26 protein-coding genes are annotated in these 22,061 nt (G+C 66.7%); 10 read left to right on the forward strand and 16 right to left on the reverse strand.

Annotation, left to right across the window (positions count from 1 at the left end; translation table 11 throughout):
* Positions 1 to 16: 16 nt before the first annotated feature.
* Positions 17 to 718, reverse strand: coding sequence for a TetR/AcrR family transcriptional regulator (locus ABTV68_RS02005; protein ID WP_433675950.1), 702 nt, complete (start codon positions 716 to 718; stop codon positions 17 to 19).
* A gap of 28 nt (positions 719 to 746) precedes the next feature.
* Here ABTV68_RS02005 and ABTV68_RS02010 point away from each other — a divergent pair, with 28 nt between their 5' ends.
* Complete coding sequence (locus tag ABTV68_RS02010) at positions 747 to 1,439, forward strand: DUF4386 domain-containing protein (RefSeq protein ID WP_433675951.1); 693 nt, start codon at positions 747 to 749, stop codon at positions 1,437 to 1,439.
* Here ABTV68_RS02010 and ABTV68_RS02015 read toward each other — a convergent pair.
* Both ABTV68_RS02015 and ABTV68_RS02020 read right to left on the reverse strand, forming a co-directional pair.
* Positions 1,408 to 1,989: a DUF6000 family protein gene (locus ABTV68_RS02015; protein ID WP_433675952.1), complete on the reverse strand. Its 582-nt coding sequence runs from the start codon at positions 1,987 to 1,989 to the stop codon at positions 1,408 to 1,410. The genes ABTV68_RS02010 and ABTV68_RS02015 overlap by 32 nt on opposite strands.
* 22 nt (positions 1,990 to 2,011) lie before the next feature.
* A complete protein-coding gene (locus ABTV68_RS02020) occupies positions 2,012 to 2,650 on the reverse strand; it encodes a TetR/AcrR family transcriptional regulator (RefSeq protein ID WP_433675953.1) in 639 nt (212 codons plus the stop codon).
* Positions 2,651 to 2,864: 214 nt separating this feature from the next.
* Between ABTV68_RS02020 and ABTV68_RS02025 the strand changes: the two genes are divergently transcribed.
* Entirely contained in the window at positions 2,865 to 4,331 is a 1,467-nt protein-coding gene (locus ABTV68_RS02025; protein ID WP_433677671.1) for an MFS transporter, read from the forward strand.
* A gap of 14 nt (positions 4,332 to 4,345) precedes the next feature.
* On the opposite strand, the gene ABTV68_RS02030 is transcribed toward ABTV68_RS02025, so the two are convergent.
* Positions 4,346 to 4,852: a GNAT family N-acetyltransferase gene (locus ABTV68_RS02030; RefSeq protein WP_433675954.1), complete on the reverse strand. Its 507-nt coding sequence runs from the start codon at positions 4,850 to 4,852 to the stop codon at positions 4,346 to 4,348.
* 454 nt (positions 4,853 to 5,306) lie between these two features.
* On the opposite strand from ABTV68_RS02030, the gene ABTV68_RS02035 reads away from it, so the two are divergent.
* Entirely contained in the window at positions 5,307 to 5,750 is a 444-nt protein-coding gene (locus ABTV68_RS02035) for a DUF488 domain-containing protein (RefSeq protein ID WP_433675955.1), read from the forward strand.
* On the opposite strand, the gene ABTV68_RS02040 is transcribed toward ABTV68_RS02035, so the two are convergent.
* The gene (locus ABTV68_RS02040) at positions 5,747 to 6,577 is read right to left on the reverse strand and encodes a hypothetical protein (protein ID WP_433675956.1); all 831 of its coding nucleotides are present in this window, start codon (positions 6,575 to 6,577) and stop codon (positions 5,747 to 5,749) included. The genes ABTV68_RS02035 and ABTV68_RS02040 overlap by 4 nt on opposite strands.
* Before the next feature lie 10 nt (positions 6,578 to 6,587).
* The gene (locus tag ABTV68_RS02045; RefSeq protein ID WP_433675957.1) at positions 6,588 to 7,757 is read right to left on the reverse strand and encodes an MFS transporter; all 1,170 of its coding nucleotides are present in this window, start codon (positions 7,755 to 7,757) and stop codon (positions 6,588 to 6,590) included.
* A 509-nt stretch (positions 7,758 to 8,266) separates the two neighbouring features.
* On the opposite strand from ABTV68_RS02045, the gene ABTV68_RS02050 reads away from it, so the two are divergent.
* Both ABTV68_RS02050 and ABTV68_RS02055 read left to right on the forward strand, forming a co-directional pair.
* Positions 8,267 to 9,718, forward strand: coding sequence for an MFS transporter (locus ABTV68_RS02050; RefSeq protein WP_433675958.1), 1,452 nt, complete (start codon positions 8,267 to 8,269; stop codon positions 9,716 to 9,718).
* Positions 9,719 to 9,728: 10 nt separating this feature from the next.
* Entirely contained in the window at positions 9,729 to 10,268 is a 540-nt protein-coding gene (locus tag ABTV68_RS02055) for a TetR/AcrR family transcriptional regulator (RefSeq protein ID WP_433675959.1), read from the forward strand.
* Between the two features lie 208 nt (positions 10,269 to 10,476).
* Here ABTV68_RS02055 and ABTV68_RS02060 read toward each other — a convergent pair whose 3' ends face one another.
* The gene (locus ABTV68_RS02060; RefSeq protein WP_433675960.1) at positions 10,477 to 11,178 is read right to left on the reverse strand and encodes an NRDE family protein; all 702 of its coding nucleotides are present in this window, start codon (positions 11,176 to 11,178) and stop codon (positions 10,477 to 10,479) included.
* Between the two features lie 54 nt (positions 11,179 to 11,232).
* Between ABTV68_RS02060 and coaBC the strand changes: the two genes are divergently transcribed.
* Positions 11,233 to 12,450: a bifunctional phosphopantothenoylcysteine decarboxylase/phosphopantothenate--cysteine ligase CoaBC gene (coaBC, locus tag ABTV68_RS02065; RefSeq protein ID WP_433675961.1), complete on the forward strand. Its 1,218-nt coding sequence runs from the start codon at positions 11,233 to 11,235 to the stop codon at positions 12,448 to 12,450.
* Positions 12,451 to 12,566: 116 nt separating this feature from the next.
* Here coaBC and ABTV68_RS02070 read toward each other — a convergent pair whose 3' ends face one another.
* From ABTV68_RS02070 to ABTV68_RS02080, 3 genes are all read right to left on the reverse strand, one after another.
* Complete coding sequence (locus tag ABTV68_RS02070) at positions 12,567 to 12,947, reverse strand: GDSL-type esterase/lipase family protein (RefSeq protein ID WP_433675962.1); 381 nt, start codon at positions 12,945 to 12,947, stop codon at positions 12,567 to 12,569.
* Positions 12,948 to 13,307: 360 nt separating this feature from the next.
* Positions 13,308 to 13,493: a hypothetical protein gene (locus ABTV68_RS02075; RefSeq protein ID WP_433675963.1), complete on the reverse strand. Its 186-nt coding sequence runs from the start codon at positions 13,491 to 13,493 to the stop codon at positions 13,308 to 13,310.
* Between the two features lie 38 nt (positions 13,494 to 13,531).
* Positions 13,532 to 13,783: a hypothetical protein gene (locus ABTV68_RS02080; protein ID WP_433675964.1), complete on the reverse strand. Its 252-nt coding sequence runs from the start codon at positions 13,781 to 13,783 to the stop codon at positions 13,532 to 13,534.
* Positions 13,784 to 13,953: 170 nt separating this feature from the next.
* Between ABTV68_RS02080 and ABTV68_RS02085 the strand changes: the two genes are divergently transcribed.
* Both ABTV68_RS02085 and ABTV68_RS02090 read left to right on the forward strand, forming a co-directional pair.
* Positions 13,954 to 14,355, forward strand: a complete 402-nt coding sequence (locus tag ABTV68_RS02085) for a fluoride efflux transporter FluC (RefSeq protein ID WP_206549481.1) — start codon at positions 13,954 to 13,956, stop codon at positions 14,353 to 14,355.
* Positions 14,352 to 14,753: a fluoride efflux transporter FluC gene (locus ABTV68_RS02090; protein ID WP_058630780.1), complete on the forward strand. Its 402-nt coding sequence runs from the start codon at positions 14,352 to 14,354 to the stop codon at positions 14,751 to 14,753. The genes ABTV68_RS02085 and ABTV68_RS02090 overlap by 4 nt, the downstream gene beginning before the upstream one ends.
* Before the next feature lie 52 nt (positions 14,754 to 14,805).
* Here ABTV68_RS02090 and ABTV68_RS02095 read toward each other — a convergent pair whose 3' ends face one another.
* Positions 14,806 to 15,258, reverse strand: a complete 453-nt coding sequence (locus ABTV68_RS02095; protein ID WP_433675965.1) for an AAA family ATPase — start codon at positions 15,256 to 15,258, stop codon at positions 14,806 to 14,808.
* Positions 15,259 to 15,360: 102 nt separating this feature from the next.
* Positions 15,361 to 16,089, reverse strand: a complete 729-nt coding sequence (locus tag ABTV68_RS02100; protein ID WP_433675966.1) for a YoaK family protein — start codon at positions 16,087 to 16,089, stop codon at positions 15,361 to 15,363.
* Positions 16,090 to 16,243: 154 nt separating this feature from the next.
* Here ABTV68_RS02100 and ABTV68_RS02105 point away from each other — a divergent pair, with 154 nt between their 5' ends.
* The gene (locus ABTV68_RS02105; protein WP_315105344.1) at positions 16,244 to 17,455 is read left to right on the forward strand and encodes a cupin domain-containing protein; all 1,212 of its coding nucleotides are present in this window, start codon (positions 16,244 to 16,246) and stop codon (positions 17,453 to 17,455) included.
* Between the two features lie 109 nt (positions 17,456 to 17,564).
* Positions 17,565 to 18,761 carry an MFS transporter gene (locus ABTV68_RS02110; protein ID WP_433675967.1) on the forward strand — a complete coding sequence of 399 codons (1,197 nt, stop codon included), beginning with the start codon at positions 17,565 to 17,567 and terminating at the stop codon, positions 18,759 to 18,761.
* A 52-nt stretch (positions 18,762 to 18,813) separates the two neighbouring features.
* Here ABTV68_RS02110 and ABTV68_RS02115 read toward each other — a convergent pair whose 3' ends face one another.
* The 4 genes from ABTV68_RS02115 to ABTV68_RS02130 all read right to left on the reverse strand — a co-directional run bounded on the left by ABTV68_RS02115 (position 18,814) and on the right by ABTV68_RS02130 (position 21,897).
* Positions 18,814 to 19,341, reverse strand: a complete 528-nt coding sequence (locus ABTV68_RS02115; protein ID WP_433675968.1) for a DsbA family protein — start codon at positions 19,339 to 19,341, stop codon at positions 18,814 to 18,816.
* A gap of 12 nt (positions 19,342 to 19,353) precedes the next feature.
* A complete protein-coding gene (locus tag ABTV68_RS02120) occupies positions 19,354 to 19,824 on the reverse strand; it encodes a redoxin domain-containing protein (protein WP_433675969.1) in 471 nt (156 codons plus the stop codon).
* A gap of 73 nt (positions 19,825 to 19,897) precedes the next feature.
* A complete protein-coding gene (locus ABTV68_RS02125) occupies positions 19,898 to 20,959 on the reverse strand; it encodes an FUSC family protein (RefSeq protein ID WP_433675970.1) in 1,062 nt (353 codons plus the stop codon).
* Positions 20,956 to 21,897 carry a Dyp-type peroxidase gene (locus tag ABTV68_RS02130; protein ID WP_433675971.1) on the reverse strand — a complete coding sequence of 314 codons (942 nt, stop codon included), beginning with the start codon at positions 21,895 to 21,897 and terminating at the stop codon, positions 20,956 to 20,958. The genes ABTV68_RS02125 and ABTV68_RS02130 overlap by 4 nt, the downstream gene beginning before the upstream one ends.
* Positions 21,898 to 22,061 lie beyond the last annotated feature (164 nt).

A 22,061-nucleotide genomic window follows, 5' to 3' on the forward strand; every position in this document is an offset into this window, starting at 1 on the left:
GCGACCGTCGTGACCGTCAGTCCGCGAGCCCGCTCGAGACAGGCGTCGCGCGTGTCCAGCCGCGCTCGTGGAGTCGTTGAACGCCGATGAGGATGAGATCGAGTGCGAATGTGAACTCGGCGTCGTCGTCGCACGCCTCCCCGGCGTGGGGAGACGTCGTCGCCATTCGAATGATGGACGGATAGCGGGCGGCGAACGCTGCGATGGCCGCCGCCCTGTCGTCCGGATCCTCGGGCGCCTGGGGAGTGGGGAGCACGTCACGAGTGAAGCCCCACATGCGCGTGGAAAGTGCGTGCATGGTGTGGTGGACCAGATCGGCGGAGAGCCCACCGTCGAACATGTCGGCCATGAGCGCGTCCATGTGCTGCAGTGTTCGTGGGGTGGCGAGTGGGCGGGACTCGATCGCTTCGCGCAGCCACGGGTGTGCGGCGAAGGCCGTTCGGGCGGCGAGGATGCGCGATCTCGTCTTCGTGATCCAGTCTTGACCGGCATCAGGGGCGGCGGCCTCCTCGAGCGCGCGGTCGAGCATGTCGTCGACGAGGTCGGAGTGGTTAGCGACGTGTTTGTAGAGCGCCATGGGGGTGACCCCCAGCTGCTCCGCGACTCCGCGCATACTCGCCCCGGACAGCCCGCGCTCGTCCGCCAGAGCGATCGCGGCGTTGACGATCTGATCTCGATCCAGGTGCGAGCGGGACGGGCGCGATCCGGGTGTTGACATGTATACATCGTATACCTATCATCAAGGCATGGAAGCATATGCCGTATACCAAACCCCTCGTCACAGCGAAGCGCTGTTTACGCCGCGCGCACATGCTCGGGTGGCGGGTCTGTTCTACCTCCTGACGCACGTCACGTCTGTCGCCGCGGTCGCCGCATATGCCGCGGGCTTCATCCCCGCGAGCGTCACTCTCGAATTCGCGCTGGCCATCGGATGCGTGGGGACAGGTGTGCTCCTCTGGCACCTCTTGCGCTCTTTCGGGCCGGTCCGTGCCGCGACGTTCGCTGTTCTTCGCGTCGTGGAGGGGGCTGTCATCCTCGCAGGCACATTGCCGATGCTCGCCCTCCTGTGGGCGCGGACGCCAGGCGGGCCGCTGGCGGAGTTCGCGTCAGCAACGCACACCGCTTCTTTCCTGGTGGGGCAGGGGCTCGTGATCAGCGTCAACACCATCGTTCTGGGGTGGCTGCTGTGGAGCTCGCGCGCCGTTCCTCGTGCCCTGGCCACGCTGGGAGGGGTCGGGGGCATCCTCGTTCTCGTGAGCAACGTGCTGCAGCTCTGGGGAGTCATCCCCCTGAACGGACTGATCGCGGGGGTGGCAGCTGTTCCGGTCTTCGCGTTCGAGATCTGGCTCGCGATCTACCTCATCGTGCGCGGGCTGCGCCCCTCGACATCCGACCCCGCGGCCTCAGTTACGCGGTCCGATCGGGATGAGCAGCGGTGAGGATGCGCGCGGCCGTATCCCGCATCCGTGCCATGCGTGCGGTGGATCCGTCTGAGTCGTCGTCCGTGAGCGGCGTGCCGCCGAGGTCGCGGATGAGTGCGGCGATCTCACCCTGCGGTCCGTGGTGGTTGTCGCGGAGGCCGCGCTCCTGATACGCGAGGAGGAGCGGGAGGCACGCTGCGCCACGGAGCTGAGCGAGGACCGCTCCCAGGTCGGGCGCGGTGAGGCTCCCGCGCGAGGTGAGCAGGCTCTGTTCCAGCGCCTGCTGAATCTCCGCTTCCTCGCGGACCAGGGCGAACCAGGCGCCGGCTCTCCGGCAGCGCCACTCCTCGGTGCCCAGCATCCACAGCACTTCGTCGATGCGTGCATCGCGCGCGATCCGCACGAATTCGCGGATGCCGTCATCGTCGAGCAAGGTGATCAACAGATAGTACGGCGCGGTGTAGAGCGCCCGGATCTTGTCGACGTCCACTGGGCGCGGGTTGTCCGCCGCTCTCGACTTGCCGAGGAGGGCCGCGAGCCGTCGTGCCGCCCTCGCGAGGAACGTCATCGTGTTGCCTCCGAACCCTGTCTCAGCGGGCGTCGGCCTGAAGTCGCAGGCCCGCGAGCAGCAGATCGAGTCCGCCGAGGAACTGGTCGCGGTCGTCGTGACCGTCGAACTCGTCGATGATGTGGTGGATGTAGGGGAACCGCGCGGGCTCCAGGGCGCGCCATTCGTTCGCCGCCGCGGTCAGATACTGTTCCTTGCTGATCTCTCCTGACACCACAGCGGCGGGAGGTTCCTGGCCCATGTCTGCGGCGATGCCGATGACAAAGCCCACCACGGCGCTGGTGGCATAGAAGGCCTGGCGCGGGGTGAGGTTCAGGCGCATCACCTGCTCGCCGATTCGCTCGTACAACTCCAGGGAGTGCGTCTGGATCGTGGTGTCGCGCAGCACGTATGCCCCGAGCCACGGCCGATCCACGATGGCGTCGAACATCGTGATCGCGATGGTTCGGAGGTTGTCGATGGGATCGCCGTCACCCACATCGGCGGTCGCGTGCAGCACGCCCCCGAGGACCCAGTCTGCCGCGAGATCGAGCAGTTCCTCCCGTCCGGACACGTACCAGTAGACGCTCGCGGCGCCGCCGCCGAGGTGCGCGGCGAGAGCGCGGATGGTCAGCCCGGCGGTGCCGGAACTGTCCAGGATCTCCACCGCGCCAGCCAGCACGGAGTCGAGTGAATGAGAGGCACGCGTCCGCGCGCGTGCGCGGGAGCGTGGTGCCGGCTCGCTCGAGGGTGGGGGAGTCGCCATGGTTCTCATCTCACCACATCGACAGCGTGTGACCGGGACCATCTTGCGGGTTATCGAACATTGTTCTATCGTATCGAACGTTGTTCGACTCTCGAACAACGTTCGATATTGCTTCACGCAAGGAGTCGCCATGAACGCCACCGCTCGCACCTGCACGTCACTGAGAGCCGCGTGGATTCCCCTCGCCGCGCTGTGTCTCGCCTTCTTCGTCGAGATGGTCGACAACACGTTGCTCTCGATCGCGCTGCCGACGATCGGTCGTGAGCTCGGTGGTGACACGACGTCCCTTCAATGGGTCAGCGGCGCCTACTCGCTCACGTTCGGTGGGCTGCTGTTGACGGCAGGATCGATCGCCGACCGCTTCGGGCGGCGTCGCGTGCTGCAGATCGGTCTCGCGCTCTTCGGGCTCATGAGCGTGGCCGTGGTGTTCGTCACCTCGACCGGTGAGCTGATCGCCCTGCGCGCGGCGCTCGGAATCGCCGCGGCCGCGATGGCCCCGATCACCAACTCCCTGGTCTTCCGCCTGTTCGATGACGAGAAGCTGCGCATGCGCGCGATCACGCTGATGATGGTGGTCGGCATGTCGGGCTTCGTCCTGGGTCCGCTCCTCGGTGGCACCATGCTGACCCATCTGCCCTGGCAGTGGCTGCTGCTCGTGAACGCTCCGATTGCGCTCATCGCAGCTCTCGGCGTGCACTTCGGTGTGCCGGCCGATGCCGCCGACGGTCTCACGCGAGATCGTCTCGACCTGCCGGGGGCGGCGCTCAGCATTCTCACCATCGGTCTGGCCTGCTATTTCCTGACGAGCGGTGTCGAGAACGGATGGGCGTCTCCCGTCACTCTCGCGGTCGCAGCCGGAGCGGTCGTGTCGCTGATCCTCTTCGTTGTTCGCGAGCGCCGCGCAGCCTCTCCGATGCTGGACCTGTCGCTGTTTCGCCGGGGAACGGTGCGTGGCGCGGCGATCGCACAGATCGGCACCTCAGTTGCCATGGCCGGCGTCATGTTCCCGCTGATTCTGCACTTCCAGTACGCCTGGGGATGGTCGCCGCTGCTTGCCGGTCTGGCGAATCTGCCGATGATCGTGACGATGATCCTGGCGACGCCGGTCACCGAGGGGATGGTGCGGCGCTTCGGGCACCGGATCGCGTGCCTTGTCGGTGCCGTGCTGCTTGCGGCCGGCCTCGGGCTGATGGCGTGGGCGGTTGAGCAGACCTACATCGCCATTGCCATCGCGATGGTCGTGATGACCGTGGGCCTGCGCACGGTGATGACGATCTGCGCCGTCGCTCTCGTCGGCGCGATGCCGGAGAACCGCACCTCCATGGGCGCTGCCATGAACGACTCGGCTCAGGAAGTCGGCACGAGCATCGGCACCGCGGTGGCCGGCTCGCTCATCGCCGTCCTCGTCACGACCGTGCTGCCCGACGGTGCCTGGAGCTCCGGCCTCGTCGCCTCCTTCTTCCATGGTGAGCAGGTGCTGTTCATCGTGCTGGCGATCGCCGTCGGAGTGATCGCCGGGATCGGGGCGCTGACGCTCACCGACGCCCGCACCACGGATGAGCGCGCGGTGGAGGAAGAGGAAGCTGCGAACGTATGAGCCAGGCGGTTACCTCAGGGCGTAGATGCGAGCTCGAGAACCCACTCGTTGACGGCGAGGGTGGAGCCACGGAACTGCTCGGTGACGGTGCCCGCGAGCGTGAATCCGCGGCGCCGACACACGCCGTTCGATGCGGGGTTGTCCACTCCGGGAAACGCCACCAGGGGGCGCGGGCCCGCGGGATGTGACCGGGCATCGTCGATCAGCAGACCGAGCGCCTGCGAAGCGACGCCCTGTCCCTGGGCATCGGGGAGGACGAACCAGCCGGTCTCCCAGGCCGCCTCACCGCGCCACTCGATGGGCCAGTACCCGATCGAACCGAGTGGGTGCCCGTCCTCGTCAACGATCACGAACATCCGTGCCTCGTCGGTGGCGTTGAGGCGTAGGTAGCGCTCATGTCGCTCGGTGAGCTGGTGGTCGCTCTCTGGTCCGTTCAGGTGCGCGGTCATCTCAGGCGAGTTCGCTGCCCGCAGGAGCGGGACGTCGTCTGGCGACCAGAGGCGCAGGTGCAAGTGATTCATGACCAGACCTTGCCAGGGGCCACTGACATTCGTGTGTGTCGGCGCAGCAGCGATCAGCCGTGGGTGGCGGGAAGAAGGAGGCGCTCCGTCTCCTCCCACAGTCGACGCTGCAGATCGATGTCGTCCGCCGGGGGAGTGGGATGAATCGGCCGCGGCCCGCGCACCGTCCAGTACCCACCGCTCCGGTCACTCTTGCCATCGCGCGTGTCATCCGGGCGCGATCGATTACGTAACGGATAAAATCCGTTACGTGATCGACATTGGAGATCTCTCCCTGGCGGAGCTCAATGTGCTGCGCGTGAGAACCCTTCGCGAGATCCGTCGTCGAAGCACTCCGCAGCGCAGCTGCGAGCGTTGTGCGTCAAGATTCGTCGGTCGTGCTGATGCCCGATACTGTTCACCGAGGTGCCGCACGGCCGCACATCGCGCACCCAACAAGGAGGAGAAGCCCCAGATGAGCACCGTTCTTGGTATTGGGTACGAGGGGCAGACGCTCGACGGATTTGTCGCCAAGCTGCGCGTGCGTGGTGTCGAGACGCTGGTGGACGTCAGGCTCAATGCGATCTCCCGCAAGCGCGGGTTCTCGAAGACCGCACTTTCGGAGGCCGTTCGCGCTGCGGGTATCGAGTACATGCACATGCCGGAACTCGGGAATCACCGCGACAATCGAGTCGGCTACGCGGCGACCGATACTGCCGAAGCGCACGAGGCACGCGATCGGTTCCGCGACGTGCTTGCGTCCGCGAAGGCTGCTTCGGCACTGGAGAACCTTGCGACACTCGCGAGAGGCCGAACCATCGCCCTGTTCTGTTTCGAAGCGGACGAAGACCACTGCCACCGTCAGCAGGTGCGTGACGCACTGGCGAGGCTCATGAGCCGCGATCTCGTCGTCGCTTAGAAGAGCGTTGGCGCGGCGTCCGCCTGTGTTGGCGCGTAGATGCCCAGGATGCTGAAGCTCCCGCGTTTCACTTTGTCTCCGAAGTTGCCGACGAAGAATGATGTCTCGCGGTGCGACGCGAACTTCTGCGTGAGGAACTTCTTCTCGATCTCCCCTTTCGCTTCGTCGTCGGACAGGTTGAGAAGGTGACGGCGCTGGAGCTCGCCGAGTTCCCAATCGAGGAGTTGCCCGGTGTGTGACGGACAGCCATCTGCGAAGCAGTGATACCGATAGCGGGCGGTGAAGCGCGGTGCCTGTAGCTCAGGTGGAGTGTCCATCCCGTCCCCGAAAAGGTCCAGCGGGGCGAGGTTCTCAGCGTCGGCGATTCGCTTGAGCTGCGCCTCTGTCCATCCCACAAACGGGACGATCTCAAGCTTCTCGACTGATGCGACCGGGACGACGCCTAACGAGGGTGCTTGGCTATTGGCGAGCGCCGCTCGATGCAACTCGCAGGTGGAAGTCGGGGCGACCTTCCCGACGATTTCGTGCCGGTGCCTCCAGTGATCCAGGTGGTCGACGATCTCGATCGATTGGATATCGGGGCGGTAACTCTCTCGACGGTCATCCCTCGTACCGCGGTGGACGTCGACCTCGATGACGTCGTACTTCTTGAAGCGCACTCTCTCTGGCATCCAACGAAATGGGAACGGATAGAGGCGGATCCACTCCGGGTGAGCGCCATCGGTTCGTATCCCCGCCACACACACGGTGTCGCCGTATGTCGATGACGGCTCTGGCGCCGCCTTCACCGTGATGAGGACTCGTGCTCGCTCCACCCGCGGATTCATGCCCGTCACGTTAGCGCCCCCGTGGCAGGCGCGTGCGGGTCCTGCGCAGCTCGCGCTCTCCCCGCCCGCCGGAAAGGAGCGCGGGGAATCCGAAGGCGCACAGGAGGGCAGCGAACAGCGCCGTCACGATCAGCGTCCACACCAGTCCGATCGTCACTGCCAGCGCTCCGGCCATGAGACTAGTCGCCGGGATCGTGCCCCAGATGATGAACATGACCGCGGCGCGAGTGCGACCGAGGAGATGGTGGGGCGTCGCCTTCATCATCGATGCCTGGGCGAGCGGGACCCAGATCGCTTCGCCGACGGCAGCAGCGACCAAGGCCAGAGCGACGAAGGTCCAGGACGGGCCGAGACTCATTAGCACGGGTGATGCCACTCCCAGCGTGGCCGCTCCGATCATCGTCCTCGTCCGCCCCAATCGACCCGCGATCACGGTGGCTGCCAGGGCGGCGCTGATCGCAGCGATCCCCGCGATTGCGTTCACTCCGCCAAGTATCTGCGGCCAGTAGTCAGACTCGGCGGCAGCCCGAACGTAGGGAGCGACCACCACTGCCGTCACTTCGGACGCTGCGGCAACACCGATCAACGTGATCGCGATGCCCCGGATGAGCGGGGTGCGAACGACGTGTCTCAGACCGGCGAACGTTGCAGAGAACCACCCCGGCTCCGTTCCGTCGGCGGGAGCGGCCTGCGTGCGTTGGTCGCCGAAGAAGCTGAACAGTGTGCCGTAGGACACGGCGAGCAGGAGAACCGCGAGGGCGAACGGTGCCCACAGATTGAGGAGGAACAGGCCGGCGCCGAGCACCGGGCCAAGCACAAGGTCCGCGGTTCGGGTCACTGCATACAGTGACGAGTAGGCGGCGTCATAGTCCTCGGACTTCATCACCGCTGCCGGAAGCGTGCCGCTCGCCGAGTCGACCACGACGTCGGCGAAGCCGTACAGGAGCACCCCCGTGAGAAGGACCCCGTAGCCCCACTCTGCCTCCGTGGCCACGCCGATCGCGATGACGGCGAGGCCGACGAACCGCAGCGGCGCGAATATCCGCAGCGTCGGCCCGATCCCGAGTCTGTCTGTGATCACGGAGAGGGGCACCGAGACGATCCACCAGGCGTACAGGGCAGCGGAGACCAGGCCGATCTGAAGCGCATCTCCGCCGCGCGCAGCGACGGCAAGGGGCAAGCTCCCTAAGAAGAGACCACCCGCCAATGATGAGACGAGTGCCGAGGACAGCAATCGGCGAAGGTCCGTGTTTCTCCAGATCCGACCATTCATGCATCCGCCCCCAGTGCGTGGTCCACGACGCGGTCGCGCCGTGGACGGGAACGTAGCAGTGCCCACCGACATCCGTACGGTCTCCGCCTGCAGTGTCGGCTGGCGACATGCCCCTCCCACGGGCGCCGAGGGTGCGCAATCACTCCCGCGAAACTTCCGTCTGTGGGTGACAATCCCCGCGTTGCGCCGATTGTCACCCACAGGCGGAAGTCTCGCGGGATATGGGGAGGTGCCCACCCCGGGCGTCCGTGGCAGCGGCGGGCTGAGGTGCGGGCGTCCCTGGGCGGGTGAGCGCATGGGGCAAGGCGCTAGCTGAGAAAAGCCGACCAATATGGTCGGTTTGACGTCCAAGATGGTTGGTGACCGCGTAGCCTTCGATAGCCGAGGTTCCTCGGGCTCGGGTGAGGAGACGCGATATGGCCGGTGCAAACAGTTCTTCCCGTCGATGGTGGGTGCTGGGCATCCTGACGTTGAGTCAGCTGATGGTGGTGCTCGATGTGACGATCGTGAACATCGCCCTTCCCGCTGCTCAAGCCGAGCTCGGGTTCGCGGATGAGGGGCGCCATTGGCTCGTCACGGGGTACGCACTGGCGTTCGGAAGTCTGCTGCTCATCGGTGGACGTCTGAGCGATGCGTTCGGCCGACGTCGGATGCTGGTGATCGGCCTCATCGGATTCGCGATCGCGTCAGCGACGGGCGGGTTTGCGCAGAGTTTCGAGGTGCTGTTGGCGGCGCGGCTGCTGCAGGGGGCGTTCGGTGCTGTGCTCGCACCGGCCGCGCTCTCGCTCGTCTCGACCACGTTCGAGGATCGGGTGAGTCGCATCCGCGCGTTCTCGATCTTCGGTGCTGTGTCGTCGGCGGGCGGAGCAGTTGGTCTGCTCCTCGGCGGATTGCTCACGCAGTACCTGTCGTGGCACTGGAGCATGTTCGTCAACGTTCCGATCGCGGTGGTCGCGCTGGCCGGGGTCGGGCTGATCGCCGGGCAGGCGGCGGTCGATCGCACCGGGCTGGATCTTCCCGGCGCGGCGACGTCGGTCGCCGGGATGGTGGCGCTGGTCTTCGGTCTGGGCAATGCCGAACAGGGCGGTTGGTTGGACGTCTGGACGCTGGCCCCGATCGCCGTCGGCCTCGCACTGCTGTTTGCCTTTGTGCTCGTCGAACGTCGTGCACCGCATCCGCTGCTTCCCCTGCGCGTGGTGATCGATCGCAACCGCGGCGCCGCGAACATTGTGGGACTACTGGTCAACGGGGGTCTGTTCGGCGTCTTCCTCTTCGCGACCTTCTACCTCACCGAAGCCCTCGGCTACTCGCCGCTGCAGACGGGTCTCAGCTTCGTTCCCGTCGTGCTGGGGATCATCGTCACGTCCTCGCTCGCCGGCTCACGGCTGGCGGCGCGATTCGGGCCGCGATCCGTGATTACGATCGGCGCGGTCGTTGCGGGTATCGGATTGATGATGCTGACCGGAGCGGGCGGCGACAGCGACTTCGTCGCGAACATCCTGCCGGGGATGATCGTCTACGGCCTCGGTCTGGGACTCGTGTTCGGTCGGCTCCAGGAGGCCGCCACCGCCCGCGCCGAGCGACGGGACATCGGTGTCGCGTCCGCACTGATCAACGCCAGCCAGGAAGTGGGAGGGGCGATCGGGATCGCGCTGACCAGCTCTCTCGCGGCCGGGGCCGCGGCCGCGCTGGTCGCGTCCGCGCCTGCCTCGGAGGGACTTGCCCTCGCCGTCACGGTCGAGAGCTATCGGGCAGCACTGTGGGTCGCGGTAGGCTTGTACGCCCTGGCAGCCGTAGTCTCGGTCGTCGTGTTTCGACGTGGTGTCGTCGAGGTCGACCCCGACGCGGAGCCGCTGCCCGGCCACTAGGAGCCTTCGCATGAGCCTCGCATCTCCCACCGCGATCATCGACGCCGCGTCGTCGTTGTTCGCCCGGCACGGCTTCGCTCGAACGTCGGTGCAGGCGGTGGCGGAGGCATCCGGATACTCCAAAGCGGGACTGCTGCATCACTATCCGACGAAGAAAGCGCTCTACGAAGCCGCCATCCACGAGTGCGAAGCGCAGATCCGCGCCGTCCACGATCGAGTCGCGGCACTGCCTGTCGGGCGCGATCGAGACGAACGCACGGTCGAGCTCCTCGTCGATCTCTCGCTGGCGCGGCCTGGGCTCGCGAGCCTGCTGTTGAGCACGATCCTGCCGAATGGAGACGAGGAAGCGCCGGAGTTGGACCTCCTCGCCGACATCCTCTTCAGCGGGTTCGGACGCGAGGGGGACTCTGACTCCCGGCGGCTGCGGGTGACGGGTGCACTGGTCACGCTCGGCGTGCTTTCCCTCGAGGCTCGCCGCTGCGATCGCGCGTCGCAGTGGCGCAACGAGATCATCGGCACGAGCATCGACGCCCTGGGGCAGCGACAGTAGCTCGATCGGGCGGACGACCACGGCGCCGTTGATGGCCCGTACCCTCAGCTCCGCCTGACTGGCCGCCGCACCAGATCCGCGACACCACCTCCCGCGAGAATTCCGTCTGTGGGTGACAATCAGCGCAACGCGGGGATTGTCGCCCGCCGACGGAAGTCTCGCGGGCTCTGTTTGGGCCGCCTGCGCGCGTGGGTGCCGATGACGGGTGTCAGTCGGTCCAGTGCGCGGGGCGCGGGAGCGCGTGGTCGGCGATCACGACGCCATAGGGCGAGACGGATGCCGTCGCGTAGAGCAGCGACTGCGTGGGGTATCCGTGTGGGCGGTTGTCGCGGATGATCGCCCGGTCATCTTCGGGGTCGAGCCGCGTCGACGTCGCGAGCAGCGCGACCCACTCTCCAACCCAGTCGGAGCTCTGCGCCGTTGGACCGAGCGCGCGGAACTCGGGAAGCCAGGCCGCGATCCGCGGAGTGTTCTCGTCGTCGAGATCATCGTGCGCGATCATGTGGGTGCCGGGGCCGATCGGAGTCTCGCGCAGCGAGACGCCGTCCCAGCTCAGCACGCGAGCACCCTCTGGACGCACCTCGAGCAGGTTGAAGCCGTGCATCGACAACGGGGCGACGGGTGAGCGGCCGAGCACAGACTCGAGCGCGAGCGTTCCGCGCGTGAGGGCGAACTCGTCGGGGAGGTCGACGACATCCGCACGGTTGAGGAGCACGGCCAGGCGCCGCTCCTGCGGGTTCACCGCGAGCCACGCACCGCCGGCGCGGCGGTCGCGGATTCCGAGCACACCGGGGTGCGTGTCGGGCCACCACTCGCCCAGGGCATCCCATGCGCGCAGCGGGTCCTCATCGCGCACGGCGAGAAGGCGAGCCGTCGCAGCATCCGTCACATCGATCACGACCGTGCACACCCGGGTAAGTCTACGGCGGCCCCAGCGGGGGTCGGCTGCGGCAGAATCGGAGGTGTGAACATCGTCGTCGGAGTCACGGGCGGCATCGCCGCGTACAAGTCGGTGCACCTGGTGCGGCTGCTCATCAAGGCCGGTCACGAGGTCACCGTCATCCCCACCGAAGACGCGTTGCGCTTCGTGGGGCTGCCCACCTGGGAAGCCATCAGTCGACATCCGGTGACCACGAGCGTGCACGACGACGTGGCTCGCGTACGGCACGTCGCGCTCGGCCAGAACGCCGACCTTGTCATCGTCGCCCCCGCCACCGCGAACACGATCGCCCGGATGACCGCCGGAATCGCCGACGACCTGCTCGGCACCACGCTGCTCGCGACGGAGGCGCCCGTCGTCATCGCCCCGGCGATGCACGCCGAGATGTGGCGGCACACTGCCACCCAGGCGAACGTGGCGACGCTCCGATCCCGCGGCGTGCACATCGTCGGTCCGGCCGACGGCGAACTCGCCGGCGGCGACAGCGGACCGGGACGGATGGTGGAGCCCGAAGACATCGCCGAGGCGGCTCTTGCCCTCTTTGCCGCCGGAGATCTCGCCGGTCTGCGCGTGGCCATCTCGGCAGGAGGGACGCGCGAGCCGATCGACCCGGTGCGGTATCTGGGCAACCGGTCGAGCGGACGGCAGGGTGTTGCGCTCGCCGCGGAGGCGGCGGCACGGGGCGCGTCGGTGACGCTGGTCGCCGCGAACATCTCGGGCGATGTCCTCGCCGCGGCACAGCATCCTTCCGTCGACATCGTGCCGGTCGGGTCGGCTGCAGAGCTCGGTGATGCTCTCACGGACATCGCCGCAGCGGCTGATGTCGTTGTCATGGCCGCCGCGGTCGCCGACTATCGGCCGGTCGAGGTCGCGGCCCGCAAACTCACGAAGGACAGGGGCGAGCTGACCCGGATCGAGCTCGTCGAGAACCCCGACATCATCGCGGGCCTGACCGCTGCGCGCCGGGAGGGGCAGACGTTCGTCGCCTTCGCCGCCGAGACTCCATCGGAGGAAGGCGGCGAGGAAGAGATGCTCGCGCGGGCTCGCCGCAAGCGCGAGCGCAAGGGCGTCGACGTGCTGGTGGTGAACGAGGTCGGCTGGGACCGAGGATTCGAAACCCCCGACAACGAGGTGCGGGTGATCGGCCCGGACGGAGCCGTGATCGCCGCCGCATCCGGAAGCAAGCACCAGGTTGCGGCAGCGATCTGGGACTCGCTGGCGGCGGTTCGGTCGCCGGTCTGAAGTCCGGTCACCCGGCGTGAGAATCCACAGTGACGCGGACTCTCACCCCGGGTGAACCTCTTCTGGAACGAAGCGGAGCCTTGTTCGCATCCGCGGCCGTGCTTCGCGCGGCCCCGTCATCGCTCCACGACGCCTCCAGCATGGGCGAGCCAGGTGTCGGCGATGAGCTGATGCCCTGCGGCGTTGGGATGCACACCGTCAGGGGCGAGATCTGCGGCAGTGCCCGCCGCGTTCATCGTGGCGTGGAGTGGCACGAGGGGGACACCGTACTCAGCAGCCAGCGCGCGAACCACGCGGATCTTCCCCGCCAGCTCGTCCGACCACGATTGTTGCGCTTCGTCCTTGGGCAGCAGGAACGGCTCGACGAGGACCAGCTTCGTGCGTGTGAACGGCTCGATGAGCGCGCGCAGGTCAGCCTCGTACTGCTCGTCCGACGTGGGGTCATCGGAGTCGAATCGGCGCCAGACCTCGTTGATGCCGACGAAGATGCTGACCACATCGGGCAATTCGTCACGGACGTCGACCTGCCTCGGCGATACGTTGGCTCCTGCAAGAATCCCATCTGTAGGGGAAGAGCTGAACGATGACCACTCCTTCTTCTCATGCCGATGTGGTCAGGGCGCTATCCCGGGCGCCTGAGGAACGGAACTGGCGGTCGGCCGTCGCCCTCATCGGCGAGCATTGGCCGACCTTGCTCGATGAGCCCGGCAGCATTCTGGATGATGCGTTGCGGGCTGTTCCGCTCGATGCTTTCCGTGGTGAACCGCGAGCGACGGCGGTCCCATCCTGGCTGATGCGACCTGAGATCTACCCAGTGAACACACGAGTCAGATCGGCGCCCAAGAGGACGGTCCCCATTAGAAGTCGACGCGGCCCTCGCGGTCGATGTCCAGAGCTGTGCGGTCTTTCGCCCACTCCTCGAGCGCGGAGTCGAGTTGCTGCCGCAACCAGTCGCGGGTCTGTTCGCTCTTCGGTGTGACCGACAGCTGCCAGAGGCGCTGGTCGACGGAGCCCGTGAGGTTGGCGGCGGGTGATGTCTTCATGGTGTCCTTCGTTCTTGACGTCAGTTACTGACGGGTGTTTAGTCGGCGGCGTGGAGAAGGCGGCGGAGTTCGATGAGGAGGTCCTCGTCGACGGTCTTCTCCCGAGGAGGCGACACGACGATGGTCTCGGTGCCGACCGTGACCTTCACTTTGCTGTTGTGCTCGACGGTGACCTCCCCGACGGATCGGAGGAGCGACAGGACGTCGTGCCACTGGACGTTGCTGCTCGTCGGGTGCTCGGAGATCTGTCGGAGCGTGTTGCGGTGGTTCTCACCCAGGTGCGAGGACATGGGGCCTACTTTCCGTGGTCTCGGTGCACACCACCGTAGGTTCGCGGAGCCGGGTGCGACTCAGACCGTTGTCGAGTCCCGCATCGACAACGCGTAGCCCAGCGAGTGTCGATACGACATTCGACAGTCGTCGTGCGCCGTTCGACAGGTGCTCTCTTAGGTTCAACAGCATGGAGGTGGAGATGACCCCGATGCGGAGTGCAACGGTCGTACCGTACATGCTCGTCTTCGCCGGTGGAGCCGTAGGCACGGGGATCCGGATTCTCTTTGGCACCTGGTGGGCGAGCAGCTCCTCGTTCCCCTGGCCGACCTTCATCATGAACGTGTCGGGCGCGATCTTGCTCGGCGCGCTCTACGGTGCAACTCGCGGGGGCCGGATGCGCTTGCTGCTCGGCACGGGAGTTCTCGGCGGGTATACGACATACAGCACGTTCGCGGTCGGGTCGGACGGGCTGATTCTGACAGATCACTTACTCCTCGGTGTCCTCTATGTGGTCCCCACCGTTGTCCTGGGAGTCGTTGGAGCGTTCGCAGCCCAACGCCTTACCGGTACGAGGAAGGTACGAGCATGACGGGGCTCGTCGCCGTTCTCGCGGCCCTGGCTGGAGGCTTCGGCGCAGTCGCACGGTACGCTCTCGACTCGCGAATCACGCGTCGTGTGGGCGGCCCGTTCCCGTGGGGCACGGTCATCATTAACGTGAGCGGATCCTTCGCTCTCGGTCTCGTCACGGGGCTCGCTGACGCTCACGTCCTCGATGCATCGGGCGCGCTCGTCTTGGGTGCCGGTTTCCTCGGCGGCTACACCACGTTCAGCACGGCCAGCGTGCAGGCGGCAGAGCTGTTCGCTCGTCGCCGGACTCTCCTCGGGGTCTCCTATGCCGGAGGGATGCTGGGCGCCGCTCTGCTCGCGGCGGCCGCCGGGCTGGCGCTGTCTTACGCCTGGGGGTCCGCGTTAGTACTCAGGGAGTGAAGCAGATCGGCGATGGTCTCCGGCTCATGCGCGTTCCGGGCGTCGACGCGGATCACGTTCTCCTACTGCGCCGGCTCGACGCTCGCTCGGTGCTCGGCCATGACTCGGTCCACGACATCGTGGGGGGCGTGGACCGGTTCGCCTGCAGCCGATGTTGCTGGGTGACCGGCTCGATGTCCAACCAGATGATCCGGAACCGCGCCTGGCCCTGGGCGGCGACCTCGCGCCAGGCGTCACGCAGGAACCGGCGGGAAGCGGCGTCGTCGATGATGACGCTGCGACCTTGGGTGAGAGCGTTCAGAGCGCGTGCCTGGGCGATCTGATGAGTTTTCTGCCATTCCTCGCCCGATATGCCCTGCCCGCCGTAGAGGCCGCGCTCGGCATTGATGACATCGAGACTGAGAACATCCGCGTCGAGGCGTGAGCGCAGCTCGAGCGCGAGGGTGCTCTTACCGGAGAACGACAGCCCGCACGTCAGGATCAGCAGCGGGGAGAGCGTCGTCATCAGACCAGACTCGATCCATGCGAGGACGGATAACGTCGCCCGAGAGGTCCAACCGGTGTGGATGGCTTCGGGCAGCATGCAGATCAGGGTACTCACCCGGCGCTACGGCGTCGGTGCGTTCTGCGCCGGGTCGATGGCACCCCGCCCGCGGACCGCGCATGTCCACAGCACGAGGAGGACGGCTGCGGCCAGGACCAGCGACAGGCCTTCCCATCCGCGATTTAGCAGGAACCCGCCGCCGCCTCCGACGGCGAACGTGAGGAGAACCGCGAGGTATGCGCCCGCAGGCAGCACATGCCGTTCGCCATCGTCCGCGATGCGCCGCCCGACCGCTCGGCCCAGCAGACTCGCCGCCATCTGAATGACGGAGGTGACGGCGATGTTGCCGTAGAGCATCCCTGCTTCACGGTGGAAGGCGTTGCCCTGCACGCCGGCGAGGAAACTGATGGCCCACGCGATCCACATCGGCTCGACGACGTGGCCGACGCTCAGCACGGCGAGCATCGCGATAATCACGACCTCGCCAAGAAGGACGGGCGCGGAGTACGACCTCCCTCGCCGGGAAAGCCAGAGGACCATGATGCTGCACACGAAGGCTCCGAGCGCGAAGACGAGAACAGAACTGGCAGCGAGGAGCGCGCGCCCGACGTTTCCCCCTGCGGTGAAATACCCGAGGGAGATGAGGTTGCCGGACTGCACTGTGGCGAACGTGCCGACCTGGCCGAACGTCCACGCGTCGAGCAGCCCGGAGACGAACGCGAGAGACGCAGACGCCCACACCGTTTCCAGCAGCGGGTATCGACGAAGCGACGGGGCTTGGGCGAGCGACATGAAACCTCCTCGGGACCTTTCCACCCAAGCGAACGACGCGGTTGACGGCGTCCGACGAGTGTCGAGTGCACGTTCGTCAGCTATCCCTGTTGCGCACCGCTGGGCGTTGCCAGACTCCTGAGTACCGTCCGGATTCGTCACGAAGGAGCAAGCTATGGATTCGTCCGAGAACGTCCCCGTCGGGCATGAGGTCCCCACTCTGGGTAACCCCGACCTGCCGCAGGAAGGCGAGATCAACATCGCTGACCACCCACAGAGCAACACGATGACGGGTCCGCAGAACGAGGCCATCGAGTCGCAGTTCCCGAACCAGGTGCATGCGCCGGCGACCGACATCAGCACGCAGCCGTTCTTCTGGTCGTCGTTCAACATCTCGCCCCGTCGCGTGCAGCGTGGTGGCTGGGCGCGTGAGCTGACGAAGCAGGACTTCCACATCTCCGACGAGATCGCCGGAGTGAACATGTACCTGGAGCCCGGCGGCATTCGCGAGCTGCACTGGCACCAGACCGCCGAGTGGGCCGTGATGACTCGGGGAAAGGCCCGCGTGACAACGCTCAGCCGTTCCGGCCTCCCCGCCGTGGAAGACGTGGAGGAGGGCGACCTGTGGTTCTTCCCGGCCGGTACGCCGCACTCCCTGCAGGGGCTCGGCCCGGATGGCGCCGAGTTCGTGCTCGCCTTCGACGACGGCGAGCAGTCCGAATCGAACACCCTGCTGCTGACCGACTGGTTCGCGCACACCCCTCCCGAGGTGCTGGCGAAGAACTTCGGTGTCGCACAGGAGGTGTTCTCGGACATCCCGCTCCACAATTTGTGGATCTTCCCCGGTGACGAACCGCCGGCCCTCGAGGTCGACCAGGCTGCTGCCGGCGTCGAGTGGGGCATGGAGCCGGTCATCTTCCGCCTGTCGCGCTCGAAGCCGCTGTACGAGAACACGGGCGGGTCGATTCAGATCGCTGACTCCACCAACTACAAGTACTCGTCTACGGTCGCTGCGGCCCTCGTCACCGTGGAGCCGGGCTCCATGCGAGAGCTGCACTGGCACCCGAATGCCGACGAGTGGCAGTACTACCTCCGCGGCTCCGCCCGGATGACCGTGTTCAACACCGGCCCGCACGCGAACACCACCGACTTCCGTCCGGGTGATGTGGGCGTGGTCCGCAAGAACTTCGGCCACTACATCGAGAACACCGGCGACGATGTGCTGCAGTTCCTCGAGGTGTTCCGCACCGACAAGTACGAGGAGATCTCCCTCGCCAACTGGCTGTCCCACGTGCCGCCGCAGCTCGTCTCGGCGCACCTCAACATCGACCCCGCCGTCCTCGCGACCTTCCCGCGCGGCTCGCAGGGCATCACTCCTCTGCGGTAAGCAGAGACGCCGCCTCGGGATCGGGCTCGAGGCGGTAGACGGCGCCGGAGGGGCACCCCTCCGGCGCCGTTCTTGCCTCACCACGCACCCATAGAGAAAGCTGCAGGCGATGGCCTTCACACACTCCGACACCGCTCACCGCACGACACCATTCTGGGTGGTGGCGGTCGCGTTTCTCCTGGTGATGGCGTATTCCACTGTCCCCACACCGCTGTATCCGCTGTACCAGCAGCTCGACGGGTTCCCCGTCTCGGTCGTCACCGTGGTGTTCGCGGCCTACGCGGTCGGCGTCGTCGCGAGCCTCTTCCTGCTCGGTCACGTCAGCGACTGGATGGGCAGGCGCCGAATGCTCGTCATCGCCATCCTCATCTCCGCGCTCTCTGCGGTGCTGTTCATGGTGTTTACCGACGTGCCAGGTCTGCTGGTGGCCCGCGTCGTCAATGGCGTCAGCATCGGCGTGCTCACCGCGACGGCGACCGCGCACCTCGGTGAGCTGAGGGCTCGCGCTCGGCCGGATGAGAACGCCATCGTCGCGGCATCCGTCGCCGGCGGCGCAAACCTCGGAGGCCTCGCCCTCGGCCCCCTCATCGGTGGGCTGTTCGCGGACTTCCTGCCGGACCCGCTGCACCTTTCGCACACCGTGTTCGCGATGGTCCTCATCCTCCTGGCCATCGCGGTCGCGCTCGTCCCAGAGACCGTCACCCCAACTCGGCGCGCGTATCGTCCGCAGAAGGTCGCGGTCCCCGCGGCATCCCGCGGCAACTTCGTCGCGGCAGCCTTCGCGGCCTTCGCCGGCTTCGCACTTTTCGGACTGTTCACGTCTCTCGCACCCTCGATCCTTGTCGGCATCTTCGAGGAAGACGGGCACCTGATGGCCGGGATCACGGTCTTCCTCGTCTTCGGGTCCGCCGCCGCTGCTCAGGTTCTTCTCGCCCGGGTGGCTCGCCGTACGCAGCTGATGTTCGCCGCCGTCGCTTGCGGACTCGGACTGCTGGCCATCGCCGGTGGGGCTGTCGCACCTTCGCTGGCGCTGTTCCTCCTCGGCGGGATCATCGGTGGTGCGGGCGTCGGCGCCCTGTTCAAGTGTGCGCTGGCCACGGCATCCGAGATCGCGGAACCGGGACGCCGGGGCGAGACGCTCGCCGCGATTTTCCTCGTCGCCTATTGCGGCCTGGCCATCCCGGTCCTCGCCATCGGCGGAGCATTGACGGTGCTGCCGCAGATCACCGTGCTCCTGGTATTCGTCGTCCTCGTGGGAATCGTGACGGTGGCCGCCGCGCTGAGGATGCGCCGCATCGCCCGCTGAACCGTGAAGGGCCGCCGGGTAGATCCCGGCGGCCCCGCACAGTCGCTAAGGCTCAGAAGGAGCGCTGGATCACTCCTGCTAGAGCCTCGGCGAGGCCCTCGGTTCCGCTGTCGAGTCGGTGGCCGTTGAGGAAGAAGGTGGGCGTCCCGTTCACACCGCTGCGGATGCCGCCCTCCTCGTCGGCGCGGATCCGAGCGAGGTATCGTCCCTCAGCCACAGAGGCTCGGAGTTCGTCCAGCGGCAGGTCGAGACGCTCACAGATCGTCGCATAGAGGTCGGGGCCCAGCTGCTGCTGGTGTTCGAACAGCAGGTCGTGCGCCTCCCAGAACTTGCCGTGCTCGGCGGCGAACTCGGCGACGAAGGCGGCGTCGACCGCTTCGGCGTGAACCTCGGCGAGCGGGAAGTTCCGGAAAACGAAGCGCACCTGCCCTTCGTAGGCTGCGAGCAGCTCCTTGACCACGGGATAGGCAGCGCCGCAGTAGGGGCACTGGTAGTCGCCGTACTCGACGAGGACCACCGCCGCGTCGGCAGGGCCCGAGGTGTGGTCGTGCGGGGAGACAGGAACGCGAAGTGAGGACATGGTCCTCTCCTTTCAGTGGTGGGTGAGTGTGTCGAGGGCGTCGAGAACCCCGTCGACGCCAGGATTGACGGCGACGGGGGCGAGGTAGCTCCAGGCGATGATGCCCGCGGAGTCGATGACGAAGAGGGCCCTTCGGGCTTCGCCGACGGTGTCGTCGTATGCGCCGAAAAGGCGAGCGACAGCCCCTTTCGGCTCGAAGTCGCTGAGCAGCGGAAAGTGCAGTGAGTGGGCCGAGGTGAACGCCTCGTGCGACCACACGTTGTCGACGGACACGGCGACGACCTGAGCGCCCCGGGCGCGGATCAGCGGCAGAGCCTCGTTGATGACGGACAGCTGGTCACCGCAGACGGGACTCCAGTCAGCGGGGTAGAACGCGAGGACCACTGGGCTGCCGAGGAGCTCGTCGGAGCTCAGCGACTGGTCGGCGGTCACCCGGAGAGAGAAGTGCGGTGCGCGTTCTCCTGGTTGCAGGATCTCTGGCATGGTCGGCCCTTTCTGTGCGTACTCTCACTGTGCTCGCGCGCGACAGGGCCTCCGTAGGCCGAGCGTTCGAAGGTCATCCGACATGTGTCGAGCCGACCCTGCTGCGCCTTCTCTCGACTGCTACGGCCGCGAGAAGGACGGCACCCGCAATCGCCGCGCCAGCGACCGTGTCCACCACGCGCTCGTCCGCGACTTCGCTGATGGACCGTCCTCCCGCGGAGGCGAGGAGAACCGCCATCGGTGTGACGGCGGCGAGAGCCCACGTGAGGTTCCGGCGTAGGAGGAGCTCGAAGGCGAAGATCAGCCCGGCGGCCCATGCGATGCGCGCGAACCCCTGGGGCTCGATGACCGCGAGGACGACGACGAGGATGATGGCGACGCCCGTGCCGATGAGCCGTTGTACGCCGCGCAGGGCCGCGGAGTGGACGTCGGCGTCTTTCTGCAGGATTCCGAGGCACGCCAGCATCACCCACGCCGCATGGTGCAGGCCGAGGAACGCGCTGACTGGTACGGCGAGCACCGCGGCCACGGCGATGCGAGCGACGACCACGCGCACCGATGCGGAGACCGCGAAACGCCAGTGGGTGCGTCGCTCGAAGATCTCGTGGTCGCTGGCCCGGATGGACGGCACCACGAGGGGCAGCACCACGACGAGGTAGCCGACAAGCGCACCGCCGGCGAGGGAGGCGATGACCTCGAGATAGCTCATCCCGGCTCCGCTCTTGGCTATGGGCGCGACGAGTTGACCGGCGGAGCCCGTAATGAGAACGAGGAACAACGCACCCGGCGGACCGACCGAGAGAGCCTGCGCGAGGAACGACCCACCGATGGCGATGACGGACATGGCGATGAGGCCGGGGATCAGCGCGGTGCCCAGAAGGGCGCCGATGCTCGCAGCGACCAGGAGAGCGGCGGCGATGAGAGGCAGCGCGACCGCGCGTTCTCTGCGCGACCGGTCCGGGAGATGCAGCACGATGAGGGCGCCGATGGAGGCGACCGATCCCCAACGCGGTTGGCCGACGAGCAATCCGAGGAGAGGTGGAACGGTGATGGCGGTCGCCGCTTGCAGCGCACCCGGCCACTGATGGGTCGCTGGGCGGAGGGCGAACAGTTGCCGCCAGATGGCTGCGTTCACTCAGCGCCGAGCGCGTCGAGCTCTGCGGCGGAGGGCGCGAAGAACACCGAACCGGTCAGGGCAGTCGAGAAGTCCAGCAGCCGGTCGTGCATCCCCGCCGGCTCTCCGATGAACATCCGCTCGAGCATCTGCTGGATGACCCAGAGGTTGCGGCTGTATCCGAGGAAGTAGGTGCCGAACTCGCCCCCACCCGGGCTGCCGAAAGGCATGTTGTCGCGGATGATGTCGTGCTCGACTCCCTGTTCGTCTTCGATGGTCGCCAAGGACTTGTGCGACTGTTGGCCCGCGGGGGCGTCATCCAGCTCGATGCCGTCCACCTTTGTGCGCCCGAGGATCCGCTCCTGCGTGTCGACGGGCAGCGAATCCCACGCGGCCATCGCGTGAACGTACTTCTGGGTGACGACGTAGGTGCCTCCGGCATGCTCAGGGTCTTCGTCGCCGACGAGGACGGCGGCATCGATCTCCGTTCCGACGGGGTTCGCCGTCCCGTCGACGAAGCCCAGCAGGTCACGACGGTCGAAGGAGCGGAAGCCGACGGTTTCATCGACGACGTGCACCGCGGTGCCGAGGTCGCCCAGTAGCCGCTTCTCGAAGAAGAAGCAGACGTCGGCCCGCTCGGCCCTGATGTGGAAGAGCAGATCGCCGTCCGTCGCGGGTGCCGTATGCACCGCGCCGGCCACGGGCGTGAAGGGACGCAGCTGGGCGGGCAGGGAGCTCCCCATCAGCGATTCCCAGACGCCGCTGCCGACCCCGACCGTGCATGTCAGCGCGGCATCAGGAAACCGGAAGGTGATGGCCTTCATCGAATCCGCGAGGTCGGCGAGGACGTCGCGCACGGTGTCGATGCCGTTTGGCGCGATGGTCACGACCAGGAAGACCGCGTTTGCGGTGAGTGGGGCACCCGGTGCCTGCGTCGGGCCCGCCTCAGCACTGTTCATCGCCCGCCTGCTTTCTCTCGCGGTGGTTATCCGCTCCATCCTGACGGCGAATGCGGTCATTCTCCTCCGACACGTGACGAGAGTGCATGCGACGGTCGATGCCGGCTTCTAGGGGCGGTGGTAACCCTGCACAAACTGTCCATAAGGAATTGAACGGACGTCGC

Origin of the sequence: Microbacterium gorillae (genome assembly GCF_050990725.1) — a bacterium.
Taxonomy (GTDB): domain Bacteria; phylum Actinomycetota; class Actinomycetes; order Actinomycetales; family Microbacteriaceae; genus Microbacterium; species Microbacterium gorillae_A.